A 24,767-nucleotide genomic window follows, 5' to 3' on the forward strand; every position below is an offset into this window, starting at 1 on the left:
ATGGATCGTTTGAGATGCATTCTGTTCTGGCTGATCATCAGCCTTACCGCCCTGTTCCTGCTGATCCCGACGATCATCATCGTGCCGATGTCGTTCACGACGACTACGACGCTGGAGTTTCCGCCTGTGGGCTTCACGCTTGCATGGTATGGCAAGGTGCTCGGCTCGTCTGATTGGCAAAGTGCCCTCATCAACAGCCTGAGTGTTGCGGCTTCAGCCGCCATTCTTGCCACGATCCTTGGCACGGCGGCATCACTGGCGCTTCATGCGGCTTCCTTCCGTGGCAAGACCTTCCTGATCGGCCTGCTGCTGACGCCGATGGTCACCCCTGTCATCGTGCTTGCCGTTGGCATGTATATTGTCTTTTCCGGCTGGGGACTGGTTGCTACACGTCTTGGCCTCGTATTCGCCCACACGGTTCTGGCAATCCCGTTCGTGGTTGTCTCGGTCATGGCGAGCTTGCGCATGGTCAATCCGTCGCTCGCACCGGCAAGCCTTGGGCTTGGCGCCAGTCGCTGGTTTACCTTCCGCCGCGTAACCTTGCCGCTGATCATGCCGGGTGTTCTTTCCGGTACAGTCTTTGCCTTCATCACTTCATGGGATGAAGTGGTAATTGCGCTTTTCATCGCCGATATCAAAACCCGTACGGTACCGATCATGATCTGGAACCAGGTGCGCACAAATCTTGATCCTGCCACCGCTGCGGTTGCTGCAATTCTCATCATCATCTCAGCGCTCGGTGTTCTTATTTCGCACAAACTCAGGGAGTCCCGATGATCAACGCCGCTCTCAAAACGCCTTCGGGCACGGCCATGAAACTTGATGGGGTCTCGAAGCATTATGGTAACGTCAAGGCGCTCGACAATGTTTCGTTCGAGCTGAAAAAAGGCGAGTTTCTGACCATGCTCGGGCCATCCGGATCGGGCAAGACAACCTCGCTCAGGGTCATTGCCGGTTTCATCCAGCCAAGCTTTGGACGCCTTTACATTGATGGCAAGGACATGACCGGTGTGCCGCCGCAAAAGCGCAATATCGGCATGATGTTCCAGGACTATGCCCTGTTCCCGCACATGACGGTGCTGGAAAATATCGGCTATCCGCTGGAAACGCGCGGCGTGAAGCGTGTCGAGCGCGAAAAGCGTAGCATGGAAATGCTGGAAGTCGTTGGTCTGGCACATTGCGCGCGCCGCTATCCGAAGGAAATGTCGGGTGGCCAGCAGCAGCGCGTCGCCCTTGCCCGCGCGCTGGTCTTCAACCCGGATATTGTTCTGCTTGATGAGCCGATGGCAGCCCTCGACAAGAAGCTGCGCAGTCAGATGCAGATCGAGATCATGCACATCACTCGCCAGGTTGGTGCGACCGTTGTTTCGGTCACGCACGATCAGGAAGAGGCGTTGGTCATGAGCGACCGCATTGCCATTTTCAAGGATGGTCGGCTTGAACAGATCGGCACGCCGCAGGAACTCTATCTCCAGCCGCGCTCGGAATTCGTGGCCGACTTCATCGGCGAAGCCAATCTGCTGCATGGCATTGTCCGCATGCAGGACGGCAAGACCGTGATCGAAGGCGCCAACTGGACAGCAACCTTGCCTGCAGGAGATGCGCGTCAGGCCAAGCTTGCAAGCGGCCGCAAGGTTTGCGTCGTCATTCGGCCGGAACGCATGGATGCATTCGCAGATAAGCGAAAGCTTGAAAACGGTGGGCATGGCATCATCGAAGACCGGATTTATCTTGGTGTTGAATATAGACTCGTGGTTCGCCTGCCGGATGGCAGCAGGATCAATCTGCGCAGCAGGGATATTGCCAATCTTGCAGCCATGAATCCGGGCGATGAAATCGCCATTGGCTGGAAAACCGACGACATCGTGATCATTGCGGAATGATCCACGCTTGCGTGAGGACAGAATGACAAAACAGCATGGCCAATCGAGCCTGACCTTTACGTGGAACGGTTCGAAAATCAGCGCCCGACCGGGCGATACGGTTGCGGCAGCACTTCTTCGTGCAGGCATTACCACGCTTGCGCGGTCGCGCAAATTACATCGTCCGCTGGGCTATAGCGGGTCATATCCGACGGGCGTGCTTGCGCGCGTCAATGGCCGTCCGAATGTCCGCCTTGACCAGATTGCCGTCAGCGATGGCATGGTCGTTGAGATGCAGAACACCTGGCCGTCGCCGCGTTTTGACCTGCTGAAGATGGCCCAGCTTCTTCCGGCAAAGGCCGTTTATGGCGGTTTTGAGCATAGCGAATGGATGCCGCAATCCGGCCTTGCCTATAAGATAGCTGAACGCATCATGGCCAATCTCGCCGGTGTGGCAAGTCCGGCCGACGAGGCGCTCAATCCGCAGCTGATCCCCGGTGAGCGGATTGCGGTTGACACGTTGGTCGTGGGCGGCGGGCCGGCCGGCATTGCCGAGGCCAATCGCCGTGCGCGGGAAGGCGGAACGGTCGCGCTGGTCACGCGGGGCGATGAGACTGCGCGCTTTGCAAAAGCCATGGGCGTTGAGGTTGAAGAACTCGACAGTTCTGTTCTCCTGTTTACCGGCATGGAACTGTTTGGCGTCTATCGCGAAGGCCGGCTGCTGGTTGCAGCGCCGCATGACAACAAGCGTGGCGCAGTCATTTTTGACCCGGCACATACGGTTCTGGCAACGGGGCGCCGCTCCATGCCGCCAATGGTCAGGGGCAATCATGTTCCCGGCGTGATGGATGCGCAGGCTGCCCTTCAGCTGGCAGCCGTTCACGGCGTCAAGCCCGGTGGACGCGTCGTTGTTGTCGGCACCGGCGCTGAAAAGGCCGTGGCAGAGCGTCTGAGGGTGCTGGGTGTCAATGTCGTCCATCACGGTGCAGTCAGTGATTTGACCGAGATCGTCGGACGCAAGCGTGTTTCGATGGTGCGCATGAAAACCGATATTGCCTGCGATACGGTCGTGCATGCCGGCCCATGGAGGGTTGACCCAAGCCTTGGCTTCCAGTCTTCGGCTGAAGGTCTTTATCAGATGCTTGCCAATCCGCTGCCGGAATGGATCTCTGTCACGGGGGATGCCGCATTGGGCAATGACCCCATCCATGCGCTGAAGAACCATCATCCTGATACGCTGATCTGCCCATGTATGGATGTCACGGCGGGCGAGCTTTATTGTCATATTGACGAGGGTGAAACAGACCCTGAAGTGCTCAAGCGTCTGACCTCCTGCGGCATGGGCACCTGTCAGGGCTTCCCGTGCTGGGAACATATGCTTGCCCTGCTTGCCGCACGCACCGACACCAGCCCGGATCAATATGCGCGCCCGACGCACCGCGCGCCACGCCGATCAATCACCGTTGCTCAAGCAGCCGGACTTGCTGCATTAGTGGATCCTGACCGATGAACAAGCCTCTTCCGAAACGCGCCTCCGTCGTCATCATTGGCAGTGGCATTCAAGGTCTGTCGGTTGCCTTCAATCTGGTCGAGCGCGGCCAGCGTGATATTCTCGTTCTGGACGCAGGCTATTGGCAGGGTGGCGCATCTGGCCGCAATGGCACGCTGATCCGCCCCGGCTTTGCCTCGACCGAATGGACAGAACTTTTCATTCTGACCACCAATGAATGGAAAACATGGTCGAAGCGCCTTGGTGAAAATGTCATGTTCACCCAGCGTGGCTATTCGGTGGTGGCTGAATCGGAAAAGAGCGAGGCTGTGCTGCATGAAGGACTGAAAGTCCAGCAACGCCTTGGCGTCAAAAGCAAGCTGCTGTCGAAAAGCGAGATTGAAGATCTGCTGCCGGCCATCAACAAGTCGCGTGTACGTGCAGTCCAGCACCAGTTCGAAGGTGGTGTCGCGCCGCACCATGCCGCGATGAAGGGGCTTATGGCCTTTTTGAAGCGCAACAATATCGATGTCCGTTATCGCACGAAGATAACCGGCATTGAGCGCAATGACAGGCGCATTACCGCCGTCATGGTAGATGATCATCGTATCGAGGCCGATTGCGTTGTGTCCTGCGCCGGGCCAAACAATCCGGACATTGCGGCCATGGCGGGCGTGCCACTCAATGGCTATGGCATGCGTATTGAAGCCATGGCGCTGGAGCCAACCCGCCCGCTGATCAAGCCGGCCATCGCGCTGATCGACAGTCTGGCCTATTTTCACCAGACCTCGCGCGGCGAAGTGGTTGGCGGTACGGAAGTGCCGGAACGCCCGCGCATGTCACTGGCGACTGATCTGCCAGTGATGAGCACCATGGCGAAGATCTATCTCGAAATGTTCCCGCAGCTGGGCGAGGTGCGAATACTCAGGCATTGGGCTGGCCAGCTTCATGCCTCATCCGATTATGCACCACTGATCGGCGAACATCCGGATCTCAAGGATTTCTGGTTCTCGGCTGGCTGGTCTTATGGGTTTGCCGGTGCGCCTGCAGCAGGTAAACTTTTGGCAGAAGCAATTGTGCATGGTCGTATAGATCCGCGCATGAAACCCTTCGCACTGAACCGTTTTGAGACGACCGGGCCGATCATCGAAGGCGGCATCGTTATGGCCTGATGCAACAGGCAGACACACTCTTCTTGCAATGAAAGGACGGCTCCATGAGCAATCACGAGCACTTCTATATCAACGGCGAATGGGTCGCACCAGTAAAGCCGCAGACCCTCGACGTCATCAATCCTGCGACGGAAGAACCCTTCACCCGCATTTCCGTGGGTTCGGCGGCTGATGTCGACAAGGCGGTTGCCGCAGCAAAGGCTGCTTTCGAAACCTTCTCGCAGTGGTCGCATTCGGATCGTCTGGCCCTGCTGAAACGCATCCTTGAAGTCTATAATGAGCGGTTTGAAGATATTGCGCAGGCTGTATCCAATGAAATGGGTGCGCCGCTTGCCTTTGCGCGTGATGCGCAGGCCTGGGCAGGCCGCGGCCATCTTCAGGCAACGATCGATGCGCTGGAAACCTATTCCTTCAGCGAACAGCGTGGTACGACGCGCATCGTCAAGGAACCAATAGGTGTTTGCGCGCTGATCACCCCATGGAACTGGCCGCTCAACCAGATCGTCTGCAAGGTTGCGCCTGCAATTGCGGCTGGCTGCACGGTTGTGCTCAAGCCATCGGAAATTGCACCGATCTCCGGCATCATCTTTGCCGAAGTCATGCATGAGGCTGGTGTGCCGAAGGGCGTCTTCAACCTTGTCAATGGCACCGGTCCGGATGTCGGTCAGGTCATGGCCGGCCACCCGGATGTTGACATGGTCTCCTTCACCGGCTCCACGCGCGCCGGCATCATCGTTGCCAAGACGGCTGCCGATACGGTCAAGCGCGTCGCACAGGAACTGGGCGGCAAGTCGGCCAATATCATCCTGCCGGATGCCGATTTCGAAACTGCCGTTACCAAGGGCGTTCGCGGCTGTTTCTCCAATACCGGCCAGTCCTGTGATGCACCGACGCGCATGCTGGTGCCGCAGGATCGCCATGAAGAAGCGCTGGCAATCGCAAGGCGCGTTGCTGAATCGATGCGCACCGGCGATCCGAAGGATCCGGAAACCAATCTTGGTCCGGTCGTCAGCGAACTGCAGTTCGACAAGATCCAGCGTCTCATCAAGTCCGGCATTGATGAAGGGGCAACCCTTGTCACCGGCGGTCCAGGTCGTCCGGAAGGTCTGGAACGCGGCTATTATATCAAGCCGACAGTCTTCGGCCATGTAAAGCCGGACATGACCATCGCGCGCGAAGAAATCTTTGGCCCGGTTCTGTCGGTCATCTCTTATGTTGATGAAGACGACGCGGTGCGTATTGCCAATGACACGGTCTATGGCCTTGCAGCCTATGTCCAGTCGCAGGATATTGAACGCGCCCGCCGCATCGCAGCACGCATGCGCGCAGGCTCGGTCTATATCAACTATCCGGCCTGGGATACGAAAGCATCCTTCGGCGGCTACAAGCAGTCGGGCAATGGCCGTGAATATGCCGATTTCGGCATTCACGACTTCCTCGAAATCAAGAGCATTGTCGGTTACGGCGAATAAGGCGAGGTATAGCAGTTCCAGGAAAACGGGCTCCCGCTTTTCCTGGAACTGCAACATATCTTTTTGCAGTTCCGGACGGAAAGCCGGCAAGCACTTTCACATCCTGCCTTGAGGAAATCGATGCCGATTTCAGGCAGATATGCCGGATTGTCGAAAGGCTGTTCCTTGCCTTTTCGCTGTTGGTTCAATGCACAGGCGGGCCTGAAACCTGTCTCCCAAGGCGGCGTTTGCTCTGGGAGAATAGGTAACTGGGCTATGCCCCGATGGCTTTCTTGAAGGTGTTGGTGAGGCGTTTGCCCCATTGATCGATCTTTTCGCGCGTGTCGATCAGATCGTGCCTTATCTCGATCAGAACACCGGGCAGGCCGCGTGCATCGGCATGGACAGGAACAGTATAATCCTCATCCGGATGAATATCGTATGGCTCATTATCGCCAACGACCAGGGCTTCATCTTCCTGCAGAATACTGATCAGCTTTTTCCCGAACGCTGTCGCCTTGCCATAAAGAATGCCAACATGCCATGGGCGGCTTTGACCGAAATAGACCGGTGTAAAGCTGTGAATGCCAATGACATAGGGGCTTTTGCCTTGTGCCTGCAGGAGATCCAGTCGCCGCGCGACGGCTTGCGCATATGGCCTGAACAGGGTGTTGATACGCAGCGCCCTGTCGTCTTCGGAAAGGGCAATATTGCCGGGAATGTCGGTCGTTTCGCTGCGCTCCGGAATGAGGGAGGGCACATGCAGCGGACGGTTGCAGTCGATCACGAGCCGCGAATAGTTGGTCATGAAAAGTGCGGCATCAAGGCTTTGGCTCAAATATTGCGACAGGGCATTGACGCCGATATCCCATGCGATATGGCGCTGCAGATCCGCATCCGATACGCCGAGATTGCCAAGTGCGCGCGGGATCCTGTTTGAGGCATGTTCGCACAGAAGCAGGATCTCTGATGGGCCATCCGGATTGATCACCGCATAGGGTGCGGGTTCATCAATGGCCAGAAGCGATGATGTCCTTGTCTGCGCGGCACAAGACTCAAGCTGACACTCAATTATGCTCATGGTATGCACTCTCAATAGATCGCACGATAACGCGCGCAGAGTTCTTCCGGCGACAGGTCTTTCACCAGCTCAATTTCAAGCTTTTTCATGCCGAAATAGCACTCGATGAAATCCCTGGAGAACCAACCCATCACGGTCTCGTCGGCTTTTAGTTTGTCGAGTGCCTGTTCGAGACTTTCCGGCAGACGGCGAATGCCAAGTTCCTGAAGCTTTTCTTCCGGAAAACCTGCCGGATCTTCATTGATGAGCGGCGGCTGCTCCAGTCCCTGTCTGATGCCTTCAAGGCCGGCGCGGATGATGACGGCAAGAGAAAGATGCGGGCTGGCGCAGGCATCGGCTGCGCGATATTCCATGTTGAACTGTTTTGCCGGATTGCTGCCAGGCAATTCGGAAGTCGGGCAGATGCGCAGGCTGGCCTCACGGTTTTTCTCGCCAAGGCAGGTGAAGGCAGCACTCCAATGATGCGGCACAAGGCGCATATAGGACAGGACGGATGGTGCCGTGAAGGCAACCAGTGCCGGAAGATGTCTGATCACGCCTGCGGCAAAAGAACCGGCAAGCCTTGACAGGCGACCGGGGCGGCCTGGATCGAAGGTTGCCGGATTGCCATCAGAGTCAATGAAGCTGACATGGACATGCACGCCATTGCCGACGCCATCGGCCTCAGTCTTGGGAGCAAAACTTGCCTGCCAGCCGAAATTGGCGGCGACTTCGCGGGTCACTGCGCGAATGGTTGCGGCGCGGTCAGCGGCAGCCAGCGCGGGTGCTGGGCGGCAGGTTACTTCAAACTGGTTCTTGCCATATTCCGGCAGGAACATTTCCGGCTCGGCACCTGCCTCATGTAGCGCCGTCATCAGCAGATTGCCAAAAGCGCCAGCGCGTCTTTGCGTGCGCAGGCCGAAGGACGGCGCCTGTGGCCAGTCTGCGCCGAAAATCTGGAATTCCTGTTCAACCGCGCTGATGACCTGAAGGCCGGTTTCCTGTTCGAAATCCCTGAGTGCCGTTTTGAGGAAACTGCGTACACAGCAATCCCAGGCTTCACCCTTCAGATCGGTAATATCGGCATGGTAGAAATGCAGCGGCATTTCGCCCGGCAGGCAGGTCACGCGCACTTTGCTGGCCGGATCGGCCATCAGGCGCAGGTCGCCGGATGAACCCCAAGGGTTCGGATCGGCGATCAGATCAAATGGTGTCAGGGCAAGATTGGCTGGCACCCAGCCCACGCCCTTGCGCAGATAGTCTTCGATTTCATGGGCTGCAAAGCTGCGCCCACGGGTAATGCCGGCAATGTCGGTCGTGACAATACTGGCAAGCTCCATCAGAGCATTGAGTGTGGATTGATCAGGATTCATATTGTCCCCATATTATCTTTGGTCTTCCTGTCAGTCGCTCATGCTGTTCAGGCGTTGCAGGACAGTTTGAGTATTGGTGATCCAGCAATAGCCGGAAAAGGCGCGCAGGGCGGCATCATGGCGTTCCTGGCTATAGGTGGCGCACGCATCATCAACGAGCGTGACCAGATAGCCGCGATCGGAGGCATCGCGCACGGCCATATCAACACATTGATCCGTCACGACACCGGCAATGATCAGATAGCGCGTATTGAGGTTCTTGAGAACGTAATCAATATTGGTTGAGTTGAAGACGCCGGATGATGTTTTCGGCAGGATGATCTCATTGTCAACCGGCGTCAGTTCCGGGATCACATCACCTTCCGGCGCGCCTTTCGGCACATGCATGTTGGACAGCTTGTGGTCGAGCGAACGGTCGCGACCGTCTTTGGTCAGGCTCTGGATGATGGTGTGCAAAATGTTGCAATTGGCCTTTCGCGCCGCTTCCAGAATCTTGATCTGGTTGGGGATCACCAGTTCCCGCAGGCGGCGATGATAATAGCTGTTGGCATCCTGTGGATGGGTCGGGTCAAGGTTGGGTTCGCACCAAATGCGTTGCATGTCGACGAACAGCACGGATGTCATGCTGTCTTCATAGGCGCTGTCGCGCCGCAGAATATCCTTGCCGAATTGTACTTCAATGGAAGTCATATGATTATCCTTCTAAATTGGAATGATCCTTGTTTGCGTCGACAGGATTTGCCGCCGTGTTGATGGCGTCTTCGGTAATGGCGTATGACAGACGTGTGGCTTCGATCTGCCGGATGCGATCGCGTGACTGGTCTGCGAGACGCGCGGTCAGGGCGGCAATCAGCGCTTCCGTCTGGGCCATGGCCGGAACCATCGTGTCATAGGGAGAAATGGTGTCGACCGGTGCGGTCAGGGTGAGAGTGGCAAACTCGGCAATCGGCGACAGCCAGCGATCGGTAAACAGCACGATGCGCGTTCCCTGGTTTGCCGCCTGTTTGGCAAAACGGATTGTGCCCATCTGGTAGCGGCGATAGTCATAGACGAACAATATGTCCTTGCGGCTGAAGTCGACGAGCTGGTCAACCTGATCGGCCTGCGGCCCGTTGATCCAGTAAGAGTCCGGTCGCAACTGTTTCATATGCGACCAGAGCAGACCGGCCAGAAAACCGCTGAAGCGTCCGCCAAGGCAATGAATGCGGCAATTCATGTCCGCTGCCAGCTCAACCGCCTGCTCAAAATCATGCGGTGGCAGCATGGTCTGCGCCGTTTCCAGTCCATGGATGCTGGCATTCAGGAACTGCTGGTAAAAATTGCCCTGTCCGACCTGCGGCTTGCGTGTATCCAGCATGGAGAGTGGAGAACTCATGCGCTCCTGCACCTCACTCAAAAGCGCATGCTGAAACTCAGGATAGCCCTCAAAGCCAAGCTTGTTGATCAGGCGCACGACGGTGGGGTTGCTGACGCCGGCTGCAATGGCAAGATGGGCAACCGTATTGAGCCCTGCTGCCGGATAATTGGACAGCAAGTGACGCACGATCTTCAGCTCGGATCGGGTGAAATCGATCGTCCCATCAGTCAGGCGATCCCTGATGCTCATGTTCCATCCCCTGGCCCATTATTTTTCATTTCGTTACATTATGGCTATCAGACTATATAAAATGAAACAAGATTGACAATTCTGATTCTGGTCTTATTGTGAGAAAAAAGAAATGGCCCGAACATAAGGGCTGCAAATGGGAGTTTACGGATGGTGCGCATCAGGCGGTCAACTGTCGTGGGGATTTTGACGGTTGCGCTTCCGGTGATCCTGATTGCCTTGTTGTCTGCCGGTTTTCTTCAGGGCAGCGGGCAAAGGCTGGTCACGCTTTTTCTGATCAATCTGATCGCGGTCATTGGCTTTGGCGTCTATAGCGGCAATTCCGGCATCATGTCGTTTGGCCATGTTGGCTTCATGGCAATCGGAGCCTATGTCTCGGGTCTGCTGACGATGAAGCCCGCCATCCAGAAAACGGCTCTGCCACATCTGCCGGAATGGCTTGCCGGATGGGACATGGCCTTTCTGCCGGCCTTGCTGATTGCGGTCCTGGTTGGGGCGCTGGTTGCCATTGCCATTGGCATTCCGCTTGCCCGGCTTTCCGGTTCGGCTGCCTCCATCTGTACGCTCGGCTTTCTGGTCATTGTCCATGTTGTTCTGGTTGCCTCTGACAGCATCACCCGCGGCAGCCAGACATTCTTTGGTGTTCCGCGTGGTGTCAGCATCTATGTGGCGTTACCTTTTGCACTGTTGGCTATTGCAGTCGCGCGTCTTTACCGGGACTGCGGTGCCGGGCTGAAACTGCGCGCCTCGCGCGAGGATGAGATTGCGGCAACAGCCATTGGTGTGAATGCAAGGCTGCACCGCTTTCTGTCCTGGATTGTCGGGGCAATGCTTGCGGCTTGCGCCGGGGCGTTGTTCGGGCATTTTCTGGGTGCCTTCTCGCCCAAGGACTTTTATTTCAATCTCACCTTCATGCTGCTTGCCATGCTCATTCTGGGCGGCATTTCAACCGTTTCCGGCGCCGTTCTGGGGACGGCTGTGATCATGCTGATCGTCGAAATCCTGCGCAAGCTTGAAGGCGGCATCAGCATCGGCACCTTGCAATTGCCGACTGTTTTCGGTCTCACGGATGTCGGCATTGGCCTTGCCATCCTGCTTGTCATGTACAAGCTGCAAAACGGCATCATGGGCATGCGGGAACTCGATGAAAAGCTGCACTTCCTGCGCAGGCTTGGTGGCCATGTAGCACCGATTGCCCCTGTGACCAGCAAGCCGGATCCGCATTCCGTCCTGAAGGTTGAGCAGGTCGGCCGCCATTTTCAGGGACTGATCGCGCTGGAAAAGGTCGATTTTGAGCTGAAGCCGGGTATGATCCTTGGTCTGATCGGTCCGAATGGTGCGGGTAAATCAACACTCATCAACTGCATTTCCGGCGTGGTGCCGGCCTCTTCCGGGCGGGTTCTGATTGATGGCGTGGATGTGACTTCGGTTCCGGGCTACAAGGTGCCATTCATCGGCCTTGGACGCACCTATCAGAATATCCGCCTGTTCAGGAACCTGACCGTACTGGAAAATGTGGCGGTTGCAGCATATGCGGTCGCGCGCAGGCAGGATGATCCCTATGCCCTTGCCATGGGCTATCTGCAGGAAGTGGGATTGGCCGAATTGCATGCCCATCTGGCAGGCAACCTGTCTTATGGTGCGCAAAGGCGGCTTGAAATTGCCCGCGCATTGGCGCTCCAGCCGCGCTATCTCCTGCTTGATGAGCCAGCCGCCGGCATGAACCCGGTTGAAACCGACGAGCTCATGCAGCTGCTCAACTATATCCGGCATGAATACGGTCTTGGCCTGTTGGTGGTGGAACATGATCTGAAGCTGATCATGCGGCTTTGCGATCAGGTTGTGGTACTCAACAAGGGCCAGCAGATCGCCATGGGCACGCCTGCTGAAATTCAGGCCGATCCGCATGTGATTGAAGCCTATATCGGGCGCAAGAACGCCCGGAAAATCGCCGGGCAACAGACGCCAGACTCGTCGGCATCCATTGCGGCGCAGCCGGTCATGCAATCAATCTGATAAACGACACGAAGGGGACACGAATGAAAAAGACACTCGGGATTTCACTTTTTGCCAGCCTGCTGGCAAGTGTTGCCATTCTTCCGGTCAAGGCCGAGGAATTGCTGGTTGGTCTTGCCACAGCACAGACTGGCGGTCTTGCGCCCTATGACCAGCCATCGCTGAAGGGACTGGAAATGGCGGTTGAGGAAATCAACGCCAAGGGCGGCATTGCCGGCAAGTATCCAATCAAATTGCTGGCCAAGGATACGCGCTCCGATGCGGCACAGACAGCACTTGTCGCACAGGAACTGGTCGATGAGGGCGTCAAGATCGTGATCACGCCTTGCGATGCCGATCCATCCATCGCGGCAGGGCAGATCACCCAGGCGGCCCAGATCCCGACCTTCTCCTTCTGCGCAACCACGCCGACCATGCCGCTCGCCGTTGGCGATTTCATGTTTGGCAATTATCCGGCCGACAATGTGCAGGCTGCGGTTCTTGCCAATTTCGCCCGTGAGCAGGGCTACAAGACGGCCTATGTTCTGAAATCGCCGGACTCTGCCTATACGCTGAAACTGCCGGAATATTTTGCCGAGACCTTCAAGGCCAAGGGTGGCGAGATCGTTGGCGAAGGCACCTACAGCATGGGTCAGCAGGATTTTGGTGCGGAAGTCACCAAGATCAAGGCGCTCAATCCGGCGCCGGATGTCATCATGACCTCTGCCTATGAGCCGGATTTCCCGGCCTTTATCCGCCAGCTGCGCGGCGCGGGCGTCAAGATTCCGATCCTTGGCAGCGACGCTATCGATTCCCCGACCACATTTGGTCTGGGTGAGCTGGTCAATGGCGTCGTGTTCACGACGGCCGGCTTTGCCACTCCGGGAAGCAGCCTTGAAGCCTTCAATGCAAAGTTCAAGGAAAAACATGGTCAGGCACCGGACACGGTTTACATTGCCAATGGCTATGACCTTGGCAAGGTGATCGAGGCGGCCGTGGCAAAGGCCGACAGCACCGATCCGAAGGCAATCCGTGACGCCATTGCCGCGCTTGAGGGCGTTGAAGGCGTGACCGGCCCGATCAGCTATGCCGGTACGCAGGGTATGCCGATGCGTTCGGTTTCGCTGGTAAAAATCAATGATGGCCAGTTGAGCCTGGTCTCGCAGGGTGTGCCGGCCGCAGCCGACATTCCCGCCCCCTGATCATCTTCTGATCTTCCTCCCGCCATTGGGCGGGAGGGTTCCATCCTGTTGAAGTGGCAAGGATTTGCCCGATGATCGATTCATCCAAAGTCAAAGATGGCCCGCTTTTGCTGGTGAAAGGCCTGCGTGTTTCCTATGGCCCGGTCGAGGCTGTGCGGAACATTGATCTGCAGGTCAACAAGGGGCAGATCGTAACCCTGCTTGGTGCCAATGGCGCCGGAAAAAGCTCGACGCTCAATGCGCTGGTCGGTCTGGCAGCCAAGAAAGGCGGTACGGTCACTTTCAACAATCAGGATATAACCGCGCTTTCGACTGAACAGATCGTGCGGCAGGGCATGACGCTGACGCCGGAAGGGCGGCGCATTTTCCCCAATCTGACGGTGGATGAAAATCTGCTTCTGGGTGGGGCCATGCATGCCGGACGGGGCTCGCCAGCCGAGGTGCGCGCGGAAATGCTTGAACGCTTTCCCATCCTGAAAGAGCGATTGCACCAGAAGGCCGGTTCACTGTCCGGCGGCGAGCAGCAGATGCTGGCCATTGCGCGTTCTCTCATGTCTTCGCCGGATCTGTTGCTGCTGGATGAGCCGTCTCTGGGGCTTGCCCCGCAGATTGTTGACCAGATCTTTGAAATGATTGAACGCCTGCGCGAGCAGGGGCTCACCATTCTTCTGGTCGAGCAGAATGTTTCGCTGTCGCTGGAAATTGCCGATGCGGGTTATGTGCTGGCCAATGGTGCGGTTGTCCTGTCCGGTACGGCTGCGCAACTGCGTCATTCCGATGAAATTCAGGGTGCCTATCTGGGTGCGTAACGCTGACTGAGGGTCTTAGAATGCCAACCTTGGACATTTTTCTCCAGCAACTGGTCAATGCCTTGAGTCTGGGCGGCACCTATGCATTATTGGCGCTTGGTCTTGCTGTTGTCTTTTCCATCATGGGGCTGATCAATTTCGCCCATGGCGAACTGATGACGGCAGCCGGATATGGCCTGTGTTTTGCCCTGATCGCCGGCCTGCCATTTGGCTTTGCCATTTTCCTTGGCATTGTTGTCGCCATTGTTCTGGTGCTCTTGATGGAGCGGGTGGCGTTCCGGCCTGTGCGCGGGGCAAGCGCCACGACCCTGCTGCTCACCAGCTTTGCCGTAAGCGCCATTCTGCGTGTCTTGTTCCAGAATTTTGTCTCCGCCCGGCCGCAGGCTGTGCCCATGCCTGCGAGACTGTCCAGCATGATTGAAATTGGTGGCCTGCATATCGGTCTTATCCAGTTCATTTCCATTCTGGTGACATTTCTTGTCCTGATCGCCCTGTCGATCTTCCTGCGTACGACCGTCATGGGACGGGCGATGCGCGCCGCGTCTGAAGATTTCGCCATTGTCCGCCTGATGGGCATCAAGGCAAATGCCGTTGTCGCAACTGCCTTTGCCATTTCGGGCCTGCTTGCCGGCATTGCCGGCATTTTGTGGGTGGCGCAGCGTGGCAGTGTTGATCCCCTGATGGGTTTCCTGCCGGTTCTGAAAGCCTTTATCGCAGCCATTATCGGCGGCCTTGGCAGCCTTTCCGGCGCAGTCGCCGGTGGTTTTCTGCTGGGCTTTATCGAAGTCTTTCTGCAGGCCTATCTGCCGGAATCCATGCTTGGCTATCGCGACGCCTTTGCCATCCTGATCGTCATTGCTGTGCTGTTGATGGCGCCACAGGGACTGCTTGCCCGCAAGGTGACGGTGAAGCTATAGGCTGAGGAAGGTCCGGTTTCGTCCAGAACTGCAGGAAACAACATGTCAGAGCAATCCGGTTTTCGTAAGATCCGAATTGCTCTGAAGCAATGCTTTCAGTCATGAAAGCGATGGTTGTTGCCTGACGATCCGGTGCCTTACATTTCAAGACCGGCCTTGCGGCTTTCAATGGTTGAGATGATGTTGAAGCCGATGGTGCGGAACGGTTCCGGTGCAATCCAGTTTGCCGTGCCCATGGCGGAGGTCATTCTGGCATGATCGCCCTTGCCAAGCATGAGCTCGGCCAGATGGCGCCCAAGCATTGTGCCTTTGGTAATGCCGCTGCCATTGCAGCCGCCAGAGGCATAGAGGCCATCCTCCACGCGGCCCCACCATGGCGATCCATTCATGGTAAAGGCGGTTGTGCCTGCCCACATATATTCAAACTGGACGCCACGCAGATTGGGCCAGCGTCGTTCAAATCTGTCCTTGAGCTTGGCATGGGCTTCTTTAGCGTCAAGCTCGGCCTCATGCGCATAAAGGCTTCTGACCATCAGCCGGTTGCGGCCAATGCGCCGCAATGTTGTGCCCAGCCGGTGTGATGGCAACAGGCCCCATGCCGGGGATTCCCCGAGCTCTCCAAGCCGGTCATCAGGAATCTCCCCGGTTATGGCGGCATAGGTATAAATGGTTGCCATTCGTGATTTCAGATAGCCAAACTTGCGGATGAAGGCGTTGGTCGCAAAGGCGACATTCCTGCATTTGACGACACCATTGGCCGTCTCAAGCACCCAGCCATCCCGCTTGCACAGTTTCAGCACGGGCGTGTTTTCATAAAGTGCAATATCCTTGGGCAGGGCATCGGCAAGGCCACGGATAAGGGCTGCAGGTTGCAGCAGCCATGTATCGCTCATAAACAGGCCAAAGCGATAATAGGCGCTGCCGATACGGCGATGAATATCTTCACGCGACAGGACGGTATGCGCGATCTGATTGACGCGGGCAACTTCCGCGACATTGCGCAGCGATGCTTCACCGCGTTCTGTTGCGGCAGCGCGGATCGAGCCAACCTGCTGCATGTCGCAGTCGATTTTGTTGTCCCGAATGATCTGCATCAGCCATTCAAAGGCTTCGGTAAAGAAGCCGGACTGAATGCGCGCCTTGTCGGCCATTTCGATCGAGGCATTGCGCGGCAGAACATCTGCGCCGGTAAAACCGGAATTGCGGGCGGAGGAGCCTTCGCCAACCGTCGTCGCCTCAAGCACTGCAATGGTCGCATCAGGGGCAAGTTCACGCAAACGGCGCGCGATCGCCAGTCCTGTATAGCCAGCGCCGATAACCGCATAGTCAACCGAAATGTCCTGATTGAGTGCAGGCCGCGGCTGGCGGGCTGGCAGCATTGCATTCCAGCCACATTGATGGGTGTAATGGGGATAGGTCAGCTTTTCCATTGTTGTGCCCGCATGGTTTCGGGATGGCGCCGTGCACACCATCCCGATCATTTCTGTTAATCCTTGAAGTGGGTTTGTTCTGTCAGCAGCGGTCCCAGCGACATCGAGCCCTTGAGGTCATAGCCCCAATCAAGCTTGTCGTTGCGGATCCAGACCTGTGCTGTTTCCGTCACCGGAACTGCACATACATCAGCAACAATCAGCTTTTGTGCCTCCTGCCAGAGTGCAATCTGTTTTTGCGGATCGGTCTCGGTGCGGGCCTCTTCAATCTGCTTGTCGGCGACCGAACAATGACTGAAATTCGTTACCTGTCCCGGCGCTCCAATCGCGCTGTTGGAGTGATAGAATTGCGTCAGATAGGTGTCGGCGACCGGAAAACGGGCAGCGCCATAATCCACGATTGGGTTCAGATCCTTGCGGATCATCTGATGCCAGGTTGCATGCTCAACCGGCTCAAGCTCAAGCTTGATCCCCGCCTTGGCAAGCTGGGCCTGCAACAGCTGATCCATGGTCGCATAGCTTGGCATCTGGCTGGAGATCATCTTGATGGTCAGGCCATCAGGATAGCCTGCTTCAGCAAGCAGTTCCTTGGCCTTTTCGATATTGGTCTCGACAAGTCCCGGATCGGGATTGAAGCCCAGATTGTTGGACGGGATGACCGATTTGGCGACACGGGTGAAGTCGGAGCTACGGAATTCAGCGATCTCTTTTGGATTGATCGCATAGGCAAGCGCCTGCCTGACCCGGATATCGTCAAATGGTTTCTGGTTGCGATTGATGTGGATGACAGTCAGCTCAGCCGGATCAAAAATATCAACGACGGTGCCCGGCATCTGTTTCATGCGTTCAAGCCAGCGCTTGTCGGTCGTGCCGGCGGACACGTCAATTTCACCGGCGGTAAAAGCAAGATCACGGCCGGCAGGTGCATTGAGCAGACGATAGGTGACCTTTTCGATCTTTGGCTTGCCGCGGAAATATTTGTCATGAGCAGTGAAATGGACGGCAACACCCGGCTCAACCGACTCAAACTGGAAGGGGCCAAAGCCGACAGGATTGCGGGTGAAGCCTTCACCGCGCTCTTCATAGGCCTTCTTGCTGATGATGAAACCACCGGAATAGTTGGTAAGCAGGCCCAGCAGGCTTGGAACCTGATTATGCAGGGTGATGCGGACAGTATATGGATCAAGTGCCTCAACGCTCTTGATGGCTTTGTAATCGCTGGCAAAAGCCGAGCGATTTGGGTCTGCAGCCTTTTCCAGACTGAAAACGACATCCTCGGCCGTGACTTCGCCATAGCCATGGTGCCACTGCACGCCGGGGCGCAGTTTGAAGGTCCAGACCAGCTTGTCGTCCGATGCCTCCCAGCTTTCGGCAAGATCGCCTTCGATCAATGCCGGATCGGTTGAACCTGGCGCGAACCTGACCAGCCCGCCAAAAATCCACGCAACAAGCGTGCGATCCGACGTGCTTGAGGCAAAATGCGGATCAAGATTGCCAATATCGGCAGCCGCAGCACCAAGCTTCAGCTCGGTCTTGGCGGCAAAAGCCTGAGGCGCTCCCAGCACGGTGAAAGCCATGAGCGCGAAAAGGAGTGGCGGTGCCATGATGCTTTTAAGTTTCATGATCGTTCCCTCTATTGCAGTTTGTTGGCCTAAGATTTGGCAAGTGCCTGAAACAATTTGGAAAAGCCTGTTTGTTCCAGACGGTGGATTGCTGAGATGATCTGATCTTTTGCGGCTTCATCCAGACTGACACGCGCAATGTTTCTGAATTTCTGCACAACCTGATCCCAACTCATGGGATTGGCCACATCGCCGAGCGGATGATGGATGATGAGCTCTTCATCGCCGTCCCCCTGATTGATCACCACGCGGGCAGGGGTTTGCACGGGAAAGACGGTGGCGAAATCGGGGCTGGCTTCCAGTTCAATCCGGCTGGCGAGCGCAAGAATTTCCGGATCCTCAAGATTGGCCGGATCGACTGGCTGCAGCGCATGCGCACCGCGCAGGGCCGCAAGTGCGCAGGAGAAATAGAAACTGTATTGGCCGCCTTCGAGCGTTTTGGGCTTGCGCTCATTGGCAAGCCGCAGCGCTTGCGGAAAGGTTTCGATACGCAATTTCCGGATCGGCTTGCCGTCACGGCGCAGCTTCAAAATGGCGTCAATGGCGGCATGCATATAGCGGCAGCAGGCATAGGGCTTGAGATAGCATTTCTGTAATTCCCACACTTGCCCAAGCTGGGCAAAGAGAATTGTCGGGTCATAGCGCTGTTCATTATCAAGCAAGTCAATCGGCCCGGTGGCACCTGCCTTGGCGCGATAGGCGCCGGTAATGCCTGCCACGACAGCTGGGGGGATGCCTTCCTTTACCGTGCTGCCCTGAAATTTCGATGTTCCCGACGGGAATATGATCGGGCCTTCGGAACCGGCAATGGCCAAGGCATGCGCCATCTTTTCCGCGTCCAGCTTAAGCAGGCGTCCGCAAGCTGCCGCCGCGCCATAGCTCACCCAGCGTCCGCTGGAATAGCTTTCAATCGTGCTGGTCGGGCGTGAGGAGGCAATGCGCAGGGCTACATCATAGCCAAGCGCAATGGCATCGAGAATGTCATTGTCCGCTGCATTGATGGCCTGGCCAACCGCAAGAGCTGCCGGAATGACACCCGCACCAGCATGGCCTGCGGCACCGCGATGGCCATCATCAATATCAAGCGCGCTTGCTGCCGCACTGTTGGCCATGGCAGCCCCTGTAACACTCAATTGCGTGCCGGTGAGCCAGACCTGAGCCTTGCCGGGGCCATAGGCCTCAATGGCCGCCTGCCGTGCCGCCGTGGCAAGCTGCGAATGCAGCCCCGCCGCGGTAGCCCCCATCAGATCAAGCAACAGCAGTTCAATCGCTGCACGCGTTTCCGGTGTCAGCGCGCCTTCGGGATGATTGGCGACAAATTCAGCAAGTTTAGTGAGGGCATGCATGTCCAGATGACTCCAAGCTAGCTCGCCATGCGAATGAAATGACCTTCTGCCGCCATGCTCCAGCGTGCAGGCTGCGGGATATAGCCAACAGGTTTGAGTGGACTGATCGGTGGTGCGGTATCATCAGGAAGACGCCGGTTGAGACCGCGCTGGTCAGGATGGGTGATGGGGATGGCAGACAGCAGGCGCTGCGTATAGTCGTGGCCGGGCCGGCCGATCACGTCATCACGCGGTCCGATTTCCACGATCTCGCCAAAATACATTACCGCAATGCGGTTGCAGATGCGCTCGACCGCCGCCATGTCATGGCTGATGAACAGATAGGATATGCCGAATTCTTGCTGCAGGTCGATCATCAGATCGATGATCTGGCCCTTGATGGCGACATCCAGCGCCGATACGGCCTCGTCGGCAATGATGAGACGCGGCGACATGGCAAGCGCTCGCGCGATGCAGATACGCTGGCGCTGTCCGCCTGAAAATTCATGCGGCAGGCTGGAGGCACGTTTGGGGTCAAGGCCGACGCGCTCCATCAACCATTCCATCTTCTGCTGCGCAGCAATGCCGGTTTCCAGGCCATGCACTTTCATGGGCTCCATGATCGCCGAGCCAATGGTCTGGCGCGCATCCAGCGATCCGAACGGGTCCTGGAAGATCATCTGCACCTGCCGTTTCATCGACGAAAGGCTTTTGCGGTCGTGATAATTGATGGTTTCGCCATTGATGGCGATCCGGCCGTCATGAACGGGGGCAAGATTGATGATCGCCTTGCCAATGGTGGATTTGCCTGAACCGGATTCACCCACCAGCCCCAGCGTTTCGCCCGCGTCGATGGTAAAGGACACATTCTCGACCGCGTGGATGACGCCTTTGGTGCGCCCCAAAAGGCCCCCGTGTACCGGAAACCTGACTGTCAGCCATCGACTTCAAGCACAGGCGTCGTCGTGCTTGGCATGATGGGGGCCTCGACGGGACGCGCCGGAATCTTGTTGTCCTTGAGTTTGCCCACCAGACTTGGCGCGGCTGCAATCAGGCTGCGCGTATAGTCATCCTTGGGGTTGCTGAAGATCTCCCTGACCGATCCCTGTTCAATGACGCGTCCATGCCGCATGACCAGCACGTCATCGGCAACTTCGGCCACAACGCCCATATCATGCGTGATGAACAGAACGGCAGTGCCGGTTTCCCGCTGCAATTCCTTCAGCAGTTGCAGGGTTTGCGCCTGCACGGTCACATCAAGCGCGGTCGTGGGTTCATCGGCAATGATCAGATCCGGATTGCAGGCCAGTGCCATTGCAATCATCACACGCTGGCGCATGCCGCCTGAAAATGTATGCGGATATTGATCGATGCGCTGTTCGGGATCCGGAATGCGCACCTTGCGCAACAGTTCCAGAACGCCTTCGCGGAGTTCCTTGCCCTTGAGTTTCTTGTGGATCTTCAGGACTTCGCCAATCTGCGCTCCGATCGTTTGCACCGGATTGAGTGAGGTCATAGGCTCCTGAAAGATCATGCTGATCTTGCCGCCGCGAACCTCGCGCATTTCCTGTTCCGGCAGGCTGAGCAGATCCAGTTGCCCAAGCTTGACCACACCTTCTGCCTTCGCAATGCGCTCTGGCAGAAGACGCATGATGGCAAGGGATGTAACACTCTTGCCAGAGCCGGATTCGCCAACCAGTGCCAGTGTCTTGCCCGGCATGATCTGGAAGCTGATACCGTGGACGACCGGATTTCGCGCAAAGGAAATCCTGAGATCCTGAACAGTGATTGCAGGCTGAACCGTCATTAGCTGGCATCCTTCAGTCTTGGATCAATGGCATCGCGCAGTCCGTCGCCGATCAGGTTGAGCGCAAGCACGAGGATGAGAATGGCCAGGCTTGGATAGAGCGCCAGATGGAAGGAATTGAGAATATTGTCGAAACCTTCGCGCACCATGCCACCCCAGGTCGGAGTGGGCGGGGCAAGGCCAAGTCCTATGAAGGCCAGCGAGGCCTCGGTGCGCACGGCCGTTGCCATCCAGAGCGAGGCCATGACCATGATTTCAGGCAGGATGGCCGGCAGGATATGGCCAAACAGGATGCGTCTGTTGGAAAAATCCATGGCATGGCAGGCCTGCACATATTCGCGGTTGCGCTGGGTCAGGACACCAGCGCGAGCAATGCGCGCGAAGGCCGGAATTGCGGTAAAGGCAATGGCGATGACAATATTGGTCAGCGTGGCGCCCATCAGTGCCACAAGCGCCAGCCCGAGAATGAGCGATGGAAAGGCCAGCACCACATCCATGATCTGCATCACGACAATATCGGTCTTGCGTCCGACATAGCCGGCGATCATGCCAAGGAACGAGCCGACAACCAGCGCCAGGACAATGGCAAGAAAGCCGATCGTCAGCGAGTAGCGTGCGCCATAAAGCAACCGGGACAGGATATCGCGCCCGAACTGGTCGGTGCCCAGCAGATGTTCCGCACTGGGTGGGGCGAGATAGAGCAGGATGTTCTGTTCATTTGGATCATAGGGTGCAAGCAATGGGGCAAAAATCGCGCACAGAATGAGTGCGAGCACGATCGTCACGCCAAGCCATGTGAACAGATCCAGTCGCCGCAGCAGACTCCATCGGGTTTGCGTGCGTGGTGTTGTGGTTGAATCACGTGTGATCACTGTCATTTGTATGTTACCCGTGGATCGAGGAAGCCATAGGTCAGGTCGGTCAACAGGTTCACCACGACGACCATGAAAGTGTAGATGACAATCATGCCTTGCAGCAGCGTGTAGTCACGTTGGGTCAGGGCGGTGAGGATGAGCTTGCCGAGGCCCGGACGGGAGAAGACGATTTCCGTCAGCACAGAATTGCCGATCAGAATGCCGAGATAGAGTCCAACGACGGTGGTGATCGGGATCATGCAGTTGCCAAGCGCATGACGCCAGATGACGGCGCTTGCAGAGGCGCCCTTTGCCTTGGCCGTGCGGACATAGTCCTGATTGAGCACTTCGAGCATGGCCGAGCGCGTAACGCGCGTAATATAGGCCATCATGATCAGGGCAAGGGAAATGGTGGGCAGCGCCATTTGTCTGAGGCGGTCCATGAGCCCGTCGCCGCCGCCAGAGCTGATGACCGGAAACCAGCGTAGCTTGATGGCGAAAATCATCAGCAGAATGATCGCGGCGACAAAGGCCGGCAGCGAAAGGCCAATCAGCGAGACCAGACGCAGAATGAGATCCGCCGGCTTGTTGCGTCGCACGGCCGCCCATACGCCGGCGGGAACCCCCAGAATGACGCCAAGGGCAAGCGAGGCAATCGTCAGTTCCATGGTGTAGGGCAGGACGTTCATGATCTCGGCGGTGATCGGGCGGCCGGTGATCATGGATGTGCCAAGATTGCCCTGCAGCACCCCAAGCATGAAATCGGCATATTGCACGATGATCGGCTTATCGAGGCCGAGTTTCTGGTTCAGTGCTGCAATGCTTGCCGGGCTTGCCTGATCGCCAAGGATGACGAGCGCCGGATCGCCCGGCAAAACGCGAACGAGCACGAAAACCAGCGTCAACACGCTGAAGAGCGTGAAGATGGCAAAGCCCATTCGTTTGACAAGAAATGACACCATGCTTTTCCTCGCCGCAAACACATGATGGGGGAGCATGGCAAAGACGCTTTCCAATGATCCATGGCGGATCAAAGTCATCCCTGAATCCTCCTCCCTCAATTCAGGATCGTGCGCTTTGTTGAATGACAACGAAAATTGTGACAAAAGTCAATATATTCCTTTAATTGGAATGAAATTTGATATTCATTCCAATAATTAGAATTTTGAGGTGAACTGTGACCAGTCATGCTTCAAGCAATGCAGTGCGCGCGCTGGATATCCTCATTGTGCTGGGCGAGGCAGGTGCTGAGGGCTTTGCATTGGCAGAAATTGCCGAGCGCATTGGCGAAGCAAAGCCTGCCGTGCATCGCAGTCTGGTCTCGCTGCTGATAAAAGGTTTTGCCGAGCCAGCAGGCAGGCATGGCTATTACCGGCTTGGCCCGGCAATTCCGACCCTGGCCAGAGGTCAGGCTCGGCTTGAGCCGCTGATTGCAAAATTCAGGCCCGGCATGACGGAATTTGCGCGGCGCAGCGGCCACACAGTTTACATGATGGTGCAGGCCGGGATTGATGCGGTTTGCGCCGAGATGGTTACCCGCTTTCCCGATCGGCAATTTACCATGGGCGTTGGCGGGCGTGTTCCGATGGGGGTTGCGGCGGGCAGTGTCGCCCTCATGTCGATCATGCCGGAAGCGGAATGTCTTGCGCTGCTTGAAACCAATGCACAGCGCTATCTTGCCCATCCTTCGGTACAATATGTCGATAAACACGTCGTTCTGTCGCAGATAGAGGATGCGCGGCGGCGCGGCTATGCTGTCAACATGGCCTATTATCTGCCGGGGGAAGGGGGGCTTGGCCTGCCTGTGCGCGCGTCCAATCCTTATGAGGTCAATACGGCAATCTCGTTCACGGCCCCGCTTGAAATGATGACAGAAGACTGGTTGCCGAAAATCATCGATGAATTGCGTGACTGTCTGGGGGATGCCGTCTGGTCGTGACTGCGGCGCGCCACGGTTCCGTCTCTTGAGGAAGCGGATTCGAGCAAACACAATGACCAAACAATCTGGCTGAAGGATTTAATTGACTACTCAATGGCATCCCATGTCTGGATGCAGATGTCATGTTTCATGTCATGAGGATGATTAGAACGGTTTCAGCAGATGAAGTCACGGCACTGTGTTCTAGGCGCTGCCACGGACTTCAGTTCCTGCGAGAACATTCCCTGTATCCGGACAGTCGACATCATGTACTGATTGGCAATCCAGCGTAAGATCTGCCCGTGTCTGGAGGCGGATAGGTGTCATTTGCGAATATATTGCCGCCGGATTTGCCTGAATAGCCGCGGAGAAAGAGGTCTTGGGTGACAACTGCCGCGGAGATATGGATATGCCGGCTTGGTCTCAACTGAGGCAGTGATGAATAAATTATATATTTAAGATTTTTTATACTATGTGAATTTCTTGTACATTATAAATTATGATAAAAAGTGTATTTTTTTAATGATCATCTTCTCGCTATATATGTTAAATGCTAAAGCGTCTCGCGCATTGGTCTTCAATGATATAATGGATCAGTTATGAACTCACTGGTTTTTGGTTATAGAAACCGCAAATCATATAAGTCTACGACAGATTATAATCAGAGTCCGGCAGTGCATCTGAAATATCGTCCTGATATTGACGGGTTGCGCGCTATCGCCGTGATGGCAGTTGTGATCTTTCACGCCTTTCCTGAACTGTTGCCAGGTGGTTTTATTGGAGTCGATATCTTTTTAGAGCCCGACTCAAAATTTCATTTTTGCGATACGCCTCGTCATTCGCCTGATTGAGGAGATGAGCATCCAAGCTTGTGA

At 56.4% G+C, this 24,767-nt stretch carries 20 protein-coding genes and 1 pseudogene; 11 read left to right on the forward strand and 10 right to left on the reverse strand.

What is annotated here, in order from left to right; translation table 11 throughout:
- From ACFO1V_RS12075 to ACFO1V_RS12095, 5 genes are read left to right on the forward strand one after another with little or no spacing between them, the layout of a single operon-like run.
- Nucleotides 1–777 carry an ABC transporter permease gene (locus tag ACFO1V_RS12075; RefSeq protein ID WP_374833309.1) on the forward strand — a complete coding sequence of 259 codons (777 nt, stop codon included), beginning with the start codon at nucleotides 1–3 and terminating at the stop codon, nucleotides 775–777.
- Nucleotides 774–1,883 carry an ABC transporter ATP-binding protein gene (locus ACFO1V_RS12080; RefSeq protein WP_374833311.1) on the forward strand — a complete coding sequence of 370 codons (1,110 nt, stop codon included), beginning with the start codon at nucleotides 774–776 and terminating at the stop codon, nucleotides 1,881–1,883. The genes ACFO1V_RS12075 and ACFO1V_RS12080 overlap by 4 nt, the downstream gene beginning before the upstream one ends.
- A 22-nt stretch (nucleotides 1,884–1,905) precedes the next feature.
- A complete protein-coding gene (locus tag ACFO1V_RS12085) occupies nucleotides 1,906–3,372 on the forward strand; it encodes a 2Fe-2S iron-sulfur cluster-binding protein (protein WP_374833313.1) in 1,467 nt (488 codons plus the stop codon).
- Complete coding sequence (locus ACFO1V_RS12090; RefSeq protein ID WP_374833315.1) at nucleotides 3,369–4,523, forward strand: NAD(P)/FAD-dependent oxidoreductase; 1,155 nt, start codon at nucleotides 3,369–3,371, stop codon at nucleotides 4,521–4,523. The genes ACFO1V_RS12085 and ACFO1V_RS12090 overlap by 4 nt, the downstream gene beginning before the upstream one ends.
- A gap of 44 nt (nucleotides 4,524–4,567) precedes the next feature.
- Nucleotides 4,568–5,995, forward strand: a complete 1,428-nt coding sequence (locus ACFO1V_RS12095) for an aldehyde dehydrogenase family protein (RefSeq protein ID WP_374833317.1) — start codon at nucleotides 4,568–4,570, stop codon at nucleotides 5,993–5,995.
- 253 nt (nucleotides 5,996–6,248) lie between these two features.
- Here ACFO1V_RS12095 and ACFO1V_RS12100 read toward each other — a convergent pair whose 3' ends face one another.
- The 4 genes from ACFO1V_RS12100 to ACFO1V_RS12115 are packed head-to-tail and all read right to left on the reverse strand — an operon-like array spanning nucleotide 6,249 to nucleotide 10,013.
- Complete coding sequence (locus tag ACFO1V_RS12100; RefSeq protein ID WP_374833319.1) at nucleotides 6,249–7,055, reverse strand: N-formylglutamate amidohydrolase; 807 nt, start codon at nucleotides 7,053–7,055, stop codon at nucleotides 6,249–6,251.
- Nucleotides 7,056–7,066: 11 nt separating this feature from the next.
- Entirely contained in the window at nucleotides 7,067–8,407 is a 1,341-nt protein-coding gene (locus tag ACFO1V_RS12105; RefSeq protein ID WP_374833321.1) for a type I glutamate--ammonia ligase, read from the reverse strand.
- A 30-nt stretch (nucleotides 8,408–8,437) separates the two neighbouring features.
- Nucleotides 8,438–9,097: a cysteine hydrolase family protein gene (locus ACFO1V_RS12110; RefSeq protein WP_374833323.1), complete on the reverse strand. Its 660-nt coding sequence runs from the start codon at nucleotides 9,095–9,097 to the stop codon at nucleotides 8,438–8,440.
- 4 nt (nucleotides 9,098–9,101) lie between these two features.
- Nucleotides 9,102–10,013: a MurR/RpiR family transcriptional regulator gene (locus ACFO1V_RS12115; RefSeq protein WP_374833325.1), complete on the reverse strand. Its 912-nt coding sequence runs from the start codon at nucleotides 10,011–10,013 to the stop codon at nucleotides 9,102–9,104.
- Nucleotides 10,014–10,163: 150 nt separating this feature from the next.
- Between ACFO1V_RS12115 and ACFO1V_RS12120 the strand changes: the two genes are divergently transcribed.
- From ACFO1V_RS12120 to ACFO1V_RS12135, 4 genes are all read left to right on the forward strand, one after another.
- A complete protein-coding gene (locus ACFO1V_RS12120; protein WP_374833327.1) occupies nucleotides 10,164–12,029 on the forward strand; it encodes a branched-chain amino acid ABC transporter ATP-binding protein/permease in 1,866 nt (621 codons plus the stop codon).
- 23 nt (nucleotides 12,030–12,052) lie between these two features.
- Nucleotides 12,053–13,210 carry an ABC transporter substrate-binding protein gene (locus ACFO1V_RS12125; protein WP_374833329.1) on the forward strand — a complete coding sequence of 386 codons (1,158 nt, stop codon included), beginning with the start codon at nucleotides 12,053–12,055 and terminating at the stop codon, nucleotides 13,208–13,210.
- A gap of 71 nt (nucleotides 13,211–13,281) precedes the next feature.
- Entirely contained in the window at nucleotides 13,282–14,019 is a 738-nt protein-coding gene (locus ACFO1V_RS12130) for an ABC transporter ATP-binding protein (RefSeq protein ID WP_374833331.1), read from the forward strand.
- A 20-nt stretch (nucleotides 14,020–14,039) separates the two neighbouring features.
- Complete coding sequence (locus tag ACFO1V_RS12135; protein ID WP_374833333.1) at nucleotides 14,040–14,936, forward strand: branched-chain amino acid ABC transporter permease; 897 nt, start codon at nucleotides 14,040–14,042, stop codon at nucleotides 14,934–14,936.
- Between the two features lie 137 nt (nucleotides 14,937–15,073).
- Here the strand turns inward: ACFO1V_RS12135 and ACFO1V_RS12140 are convergent, their stop codons facing one another.
- The 6 genes and pseudogenes from ACFO1V_RS12140 to ACFO1V_RS12165 all read right to left on the reverse strand — a co-directional run bounded on the left by ACFO1V_RS12140 (nucleotide 15,074) and on the right by ACFO1V_RS12165 (nucleotide 22,936).
- On the reverse strand, nucleotides 15,074–16,366 hold the full coding sequence (locus ACFO1V_RS12140) for an NAD(P)/FAD-dependent oxidoreductase (protein ID WP_374833335.1): 1,293 nt from the start codon (nucleotides 16,364–16,366) through the stop codon (nucleotides 15,074–15,076).
- Between the two features lie 56 nt (nucleotides 16,367–16,422).
- Entirely contained in the window at nucleotides 16,423–17,988 is a 1,566-nt protein-coding gene (locus ACFO1V_RS12145) for an ABC transporter substrate-binding protein (RefSeq protein WP_374833337.1), read from the reverse strand.
- Nucleotides 17,989–18,017: 29 nt separating this feature from the next.
- Nucleotides 18,018–19,334 carry an MmgE/PrpD family protein gene (locus tag ACFO1V_RS12150; RefSeq protein ID WP_374833339.1) on the reverse strand — a complete coding sequence of 439 codons (1,317 nt, stop codon included), beginning with the start codon at nucleotides 19,332–19,334 and terminating at the stop codon, nucleotides 18,018–18,020.
- Between the two features lie 17 nt (nucleotides 19,335–19,351).
- Nucleotides 19,352–21,120, reverse strand: a pseudogene (locus ACFO1V_RS12155) (ABC transporter ATP-binding protein).
- On the reverse strand, nucleotides 21,120–21,998 hold the full coding sequence (locus ACFO1V_RS12160; protein WP_374833341.1) for an ABC transporter permease: 879 nt from the start codon (nucleotides 21,996–21,998) through the stop codon (nucleotides 21,120–21,122). The pseudogene ACFO1V_RS12155 and the gene ACFO1V_RS12160 overlap by 1 nt, the downstream one beginning before the upstream one ends.
- On the reverse strand, nucleotides 21,995–22,936 hold the full coding sequence (locus tag ACFO1V_RS12165; protein ID WP_374833343.1) for an ABC transporter permease: 942 nt from the start codon (nucleotides 22,934–22,936) through the stop codon (nucleotides 21,995–21,997). Before ACFO1V_RS12165 ends, ACFO1V_RS12160 begins: the two co-directional genes overlap by 4 nt.
- 215 nt (nucleotides 22,937–23,151) lie before the next feature.
- Between ACFO1V_RS12165 and ACFO1V_RS12170 the strand changes: the two genes are divergently transcribed.
- Both ACFO1V_RS12170 and ACFO1V_RS12175 read left to right on the forward strand, forming a co-directional pair.
- Complete coding sequence (locus ACFO1V_RS12170; RefSeq protein WP_374833345.1) at nucleotides 23,152–23,913, forward strand: IclR family transcriptional regulator; 762 nt, start codon at nucleotides 23,152–23,154, stop codon at nucleotides 23,911–23,913.
- 578 nt (nucleotides 23,914–24,491) lie between these two features.
- A complete protein-coding gene (locus ACFO1V_RS12175; protein WP_374833347.1) occupies nucleotides 24,492–24,743 on the forward strand; it encodes an acyltransferase family protein in 252 nt (83 codons plus the stop codon).
- The last annotated feature ends 24 nt before the right edge of the window (nucleotides 24,744–24,767 follow it).

Origin of the sequence: Daeguia caeni (assembly GCF_042653845.1) — a bacterium.
Classification (GTDB): Bacteria; Pseudomonadota; Alphaproteobacteria; order Rhizobiales; family Rhizobiaceae; genus Brucella; species Brucella caeni.

Coding starts and splice junctions, on each gene's coding strand:
- ACFO1V_RS12075 (WP_374833309.1), top strand. CDS start 1: ATGGATCGTTTGAGATGCATTCTGTTCTGGCTGATCATCAGCCTTACC.
- ACFO1V_RS12080 (WP_374833311.1), top strand. CDS start 774: ATGATCAACGCCGCTCTCAAAACGCCTTCGGGCACGGCCATGAAACTT.
- ACFO1V_RS12085 (WP_374833313.1), top strand. CDS start 1,906: ATGACAAAACAGCATGGCCAATCGAGCCTGACCTTTACGTGGAACGGT.
- ACFO1V_RS12090 (WP_374833315.1), top strand. CDS start 3,369: ATGAACAAGCCTCTTCCGAAACGCGCCTCCGTCGTCATCATTGGCAGT.
- ACFO1V_RS12095 (WP_374833317.1), top strand. CDS start 4,568: ATGAGCAATCACGAGCACTTCTATATCAACGGCGAATGGGTCGCACCA.
- ACFO1V_RS12100 (WP_374833319.1), bottom strand. CDS start 7,055: ATGAGCATAATTGAGTGTCAGCTTGAGTCTTGTGCCGCGCAGACAAGG.
- ACFO1V_RS12105 (WP_374833321.1), bottom strand. CDS start 8,407: ATGAATCCTGATCAATCCACACTCAATGCTCTGATGGAGCTTGCCAGT.
- ACFO1V_RS12110 (WP_374833323.1), bottom strand. CDS start 9,097: ATGACTTCCATTGAAGTACAATTCGGCAAGGATATTCTGCGGCGCGAC.
- ACFO1V_RS12115 (WP_374833325.1), bottom strand. CDS start 10,013: ATGAGCATCAGGGATCGCCTGACTGATGGGACGATCGATTTCACCCGA.
- ACFO1V_RS12120 (WP_374833327.1), top strand. CDS start 10,164: ATGGTGCGCATCAGGCGGTCAACTGTCGTGGGGATTTTGACGGTTGCG.
- ACFO1V_RS12125 (WP_374833329.1), top strand. CDS start 12,053: ATGAAAAAGACACTCGGGATTTCACTTTTTGCCAGCCTGCTGGCAAGT.
- ACFO1V_RS12130 (WP_374833331.1), top strand. CDS start 13,282: ATGATCGATTCATCCAAAGTCAAAGATGGCCCGCTTTTGCTGGTGAAA.
- ACFO1V_RS12135 (WP_374833333.1), top strand. CDS start 14,040: ATGCCAACCTTGGACATTTTTCTCCAGCAACTGGTCAATGCCTTGAGT.
- ACFO1V_RS12140 (WP_374833335.1), bottom strand. CDS start 16,366: ATGGAAAAGCTGACCTATCCCCATTACACCCATCAATGTGGCTGGAAT.
- ACFO1V_RS12145 (WP_374833337.1), bottom strand. CDS start 17,988: ATGAAACTTAAAAGCATCATGGCACCGCCACTCCTTTTCGCGCTCATG.
- ACFO1V_RS12150 (WP_374833339.1), bottom strand. CDS start 19,334: ATGCATGCCCTCACTAAACTTGCTGAATTTGTCGCCAATCATCCCGAA.
- ACFO1V_RS12160 (WP_374833341.1), bottom strand. CDS start 21,998: ATGACAGTGATCACACGTGATTCAACCACAACACCACGCACGCAAACC.
- ACFO1V_RS12165 (WP_374833343.1), bottom strand. CDS start 22,936: ATGGTGTCATTTCTTGTCAAACGAATGGGCTTTGCCATCTTCACGCTC.
- ACFO1V_RS12175 (WP_374833347.1), top strand. CDS start 24,492: ATGAACTCACTGGTTTTTGGTTATAGAAACCGCAAATCATATAAGTCT.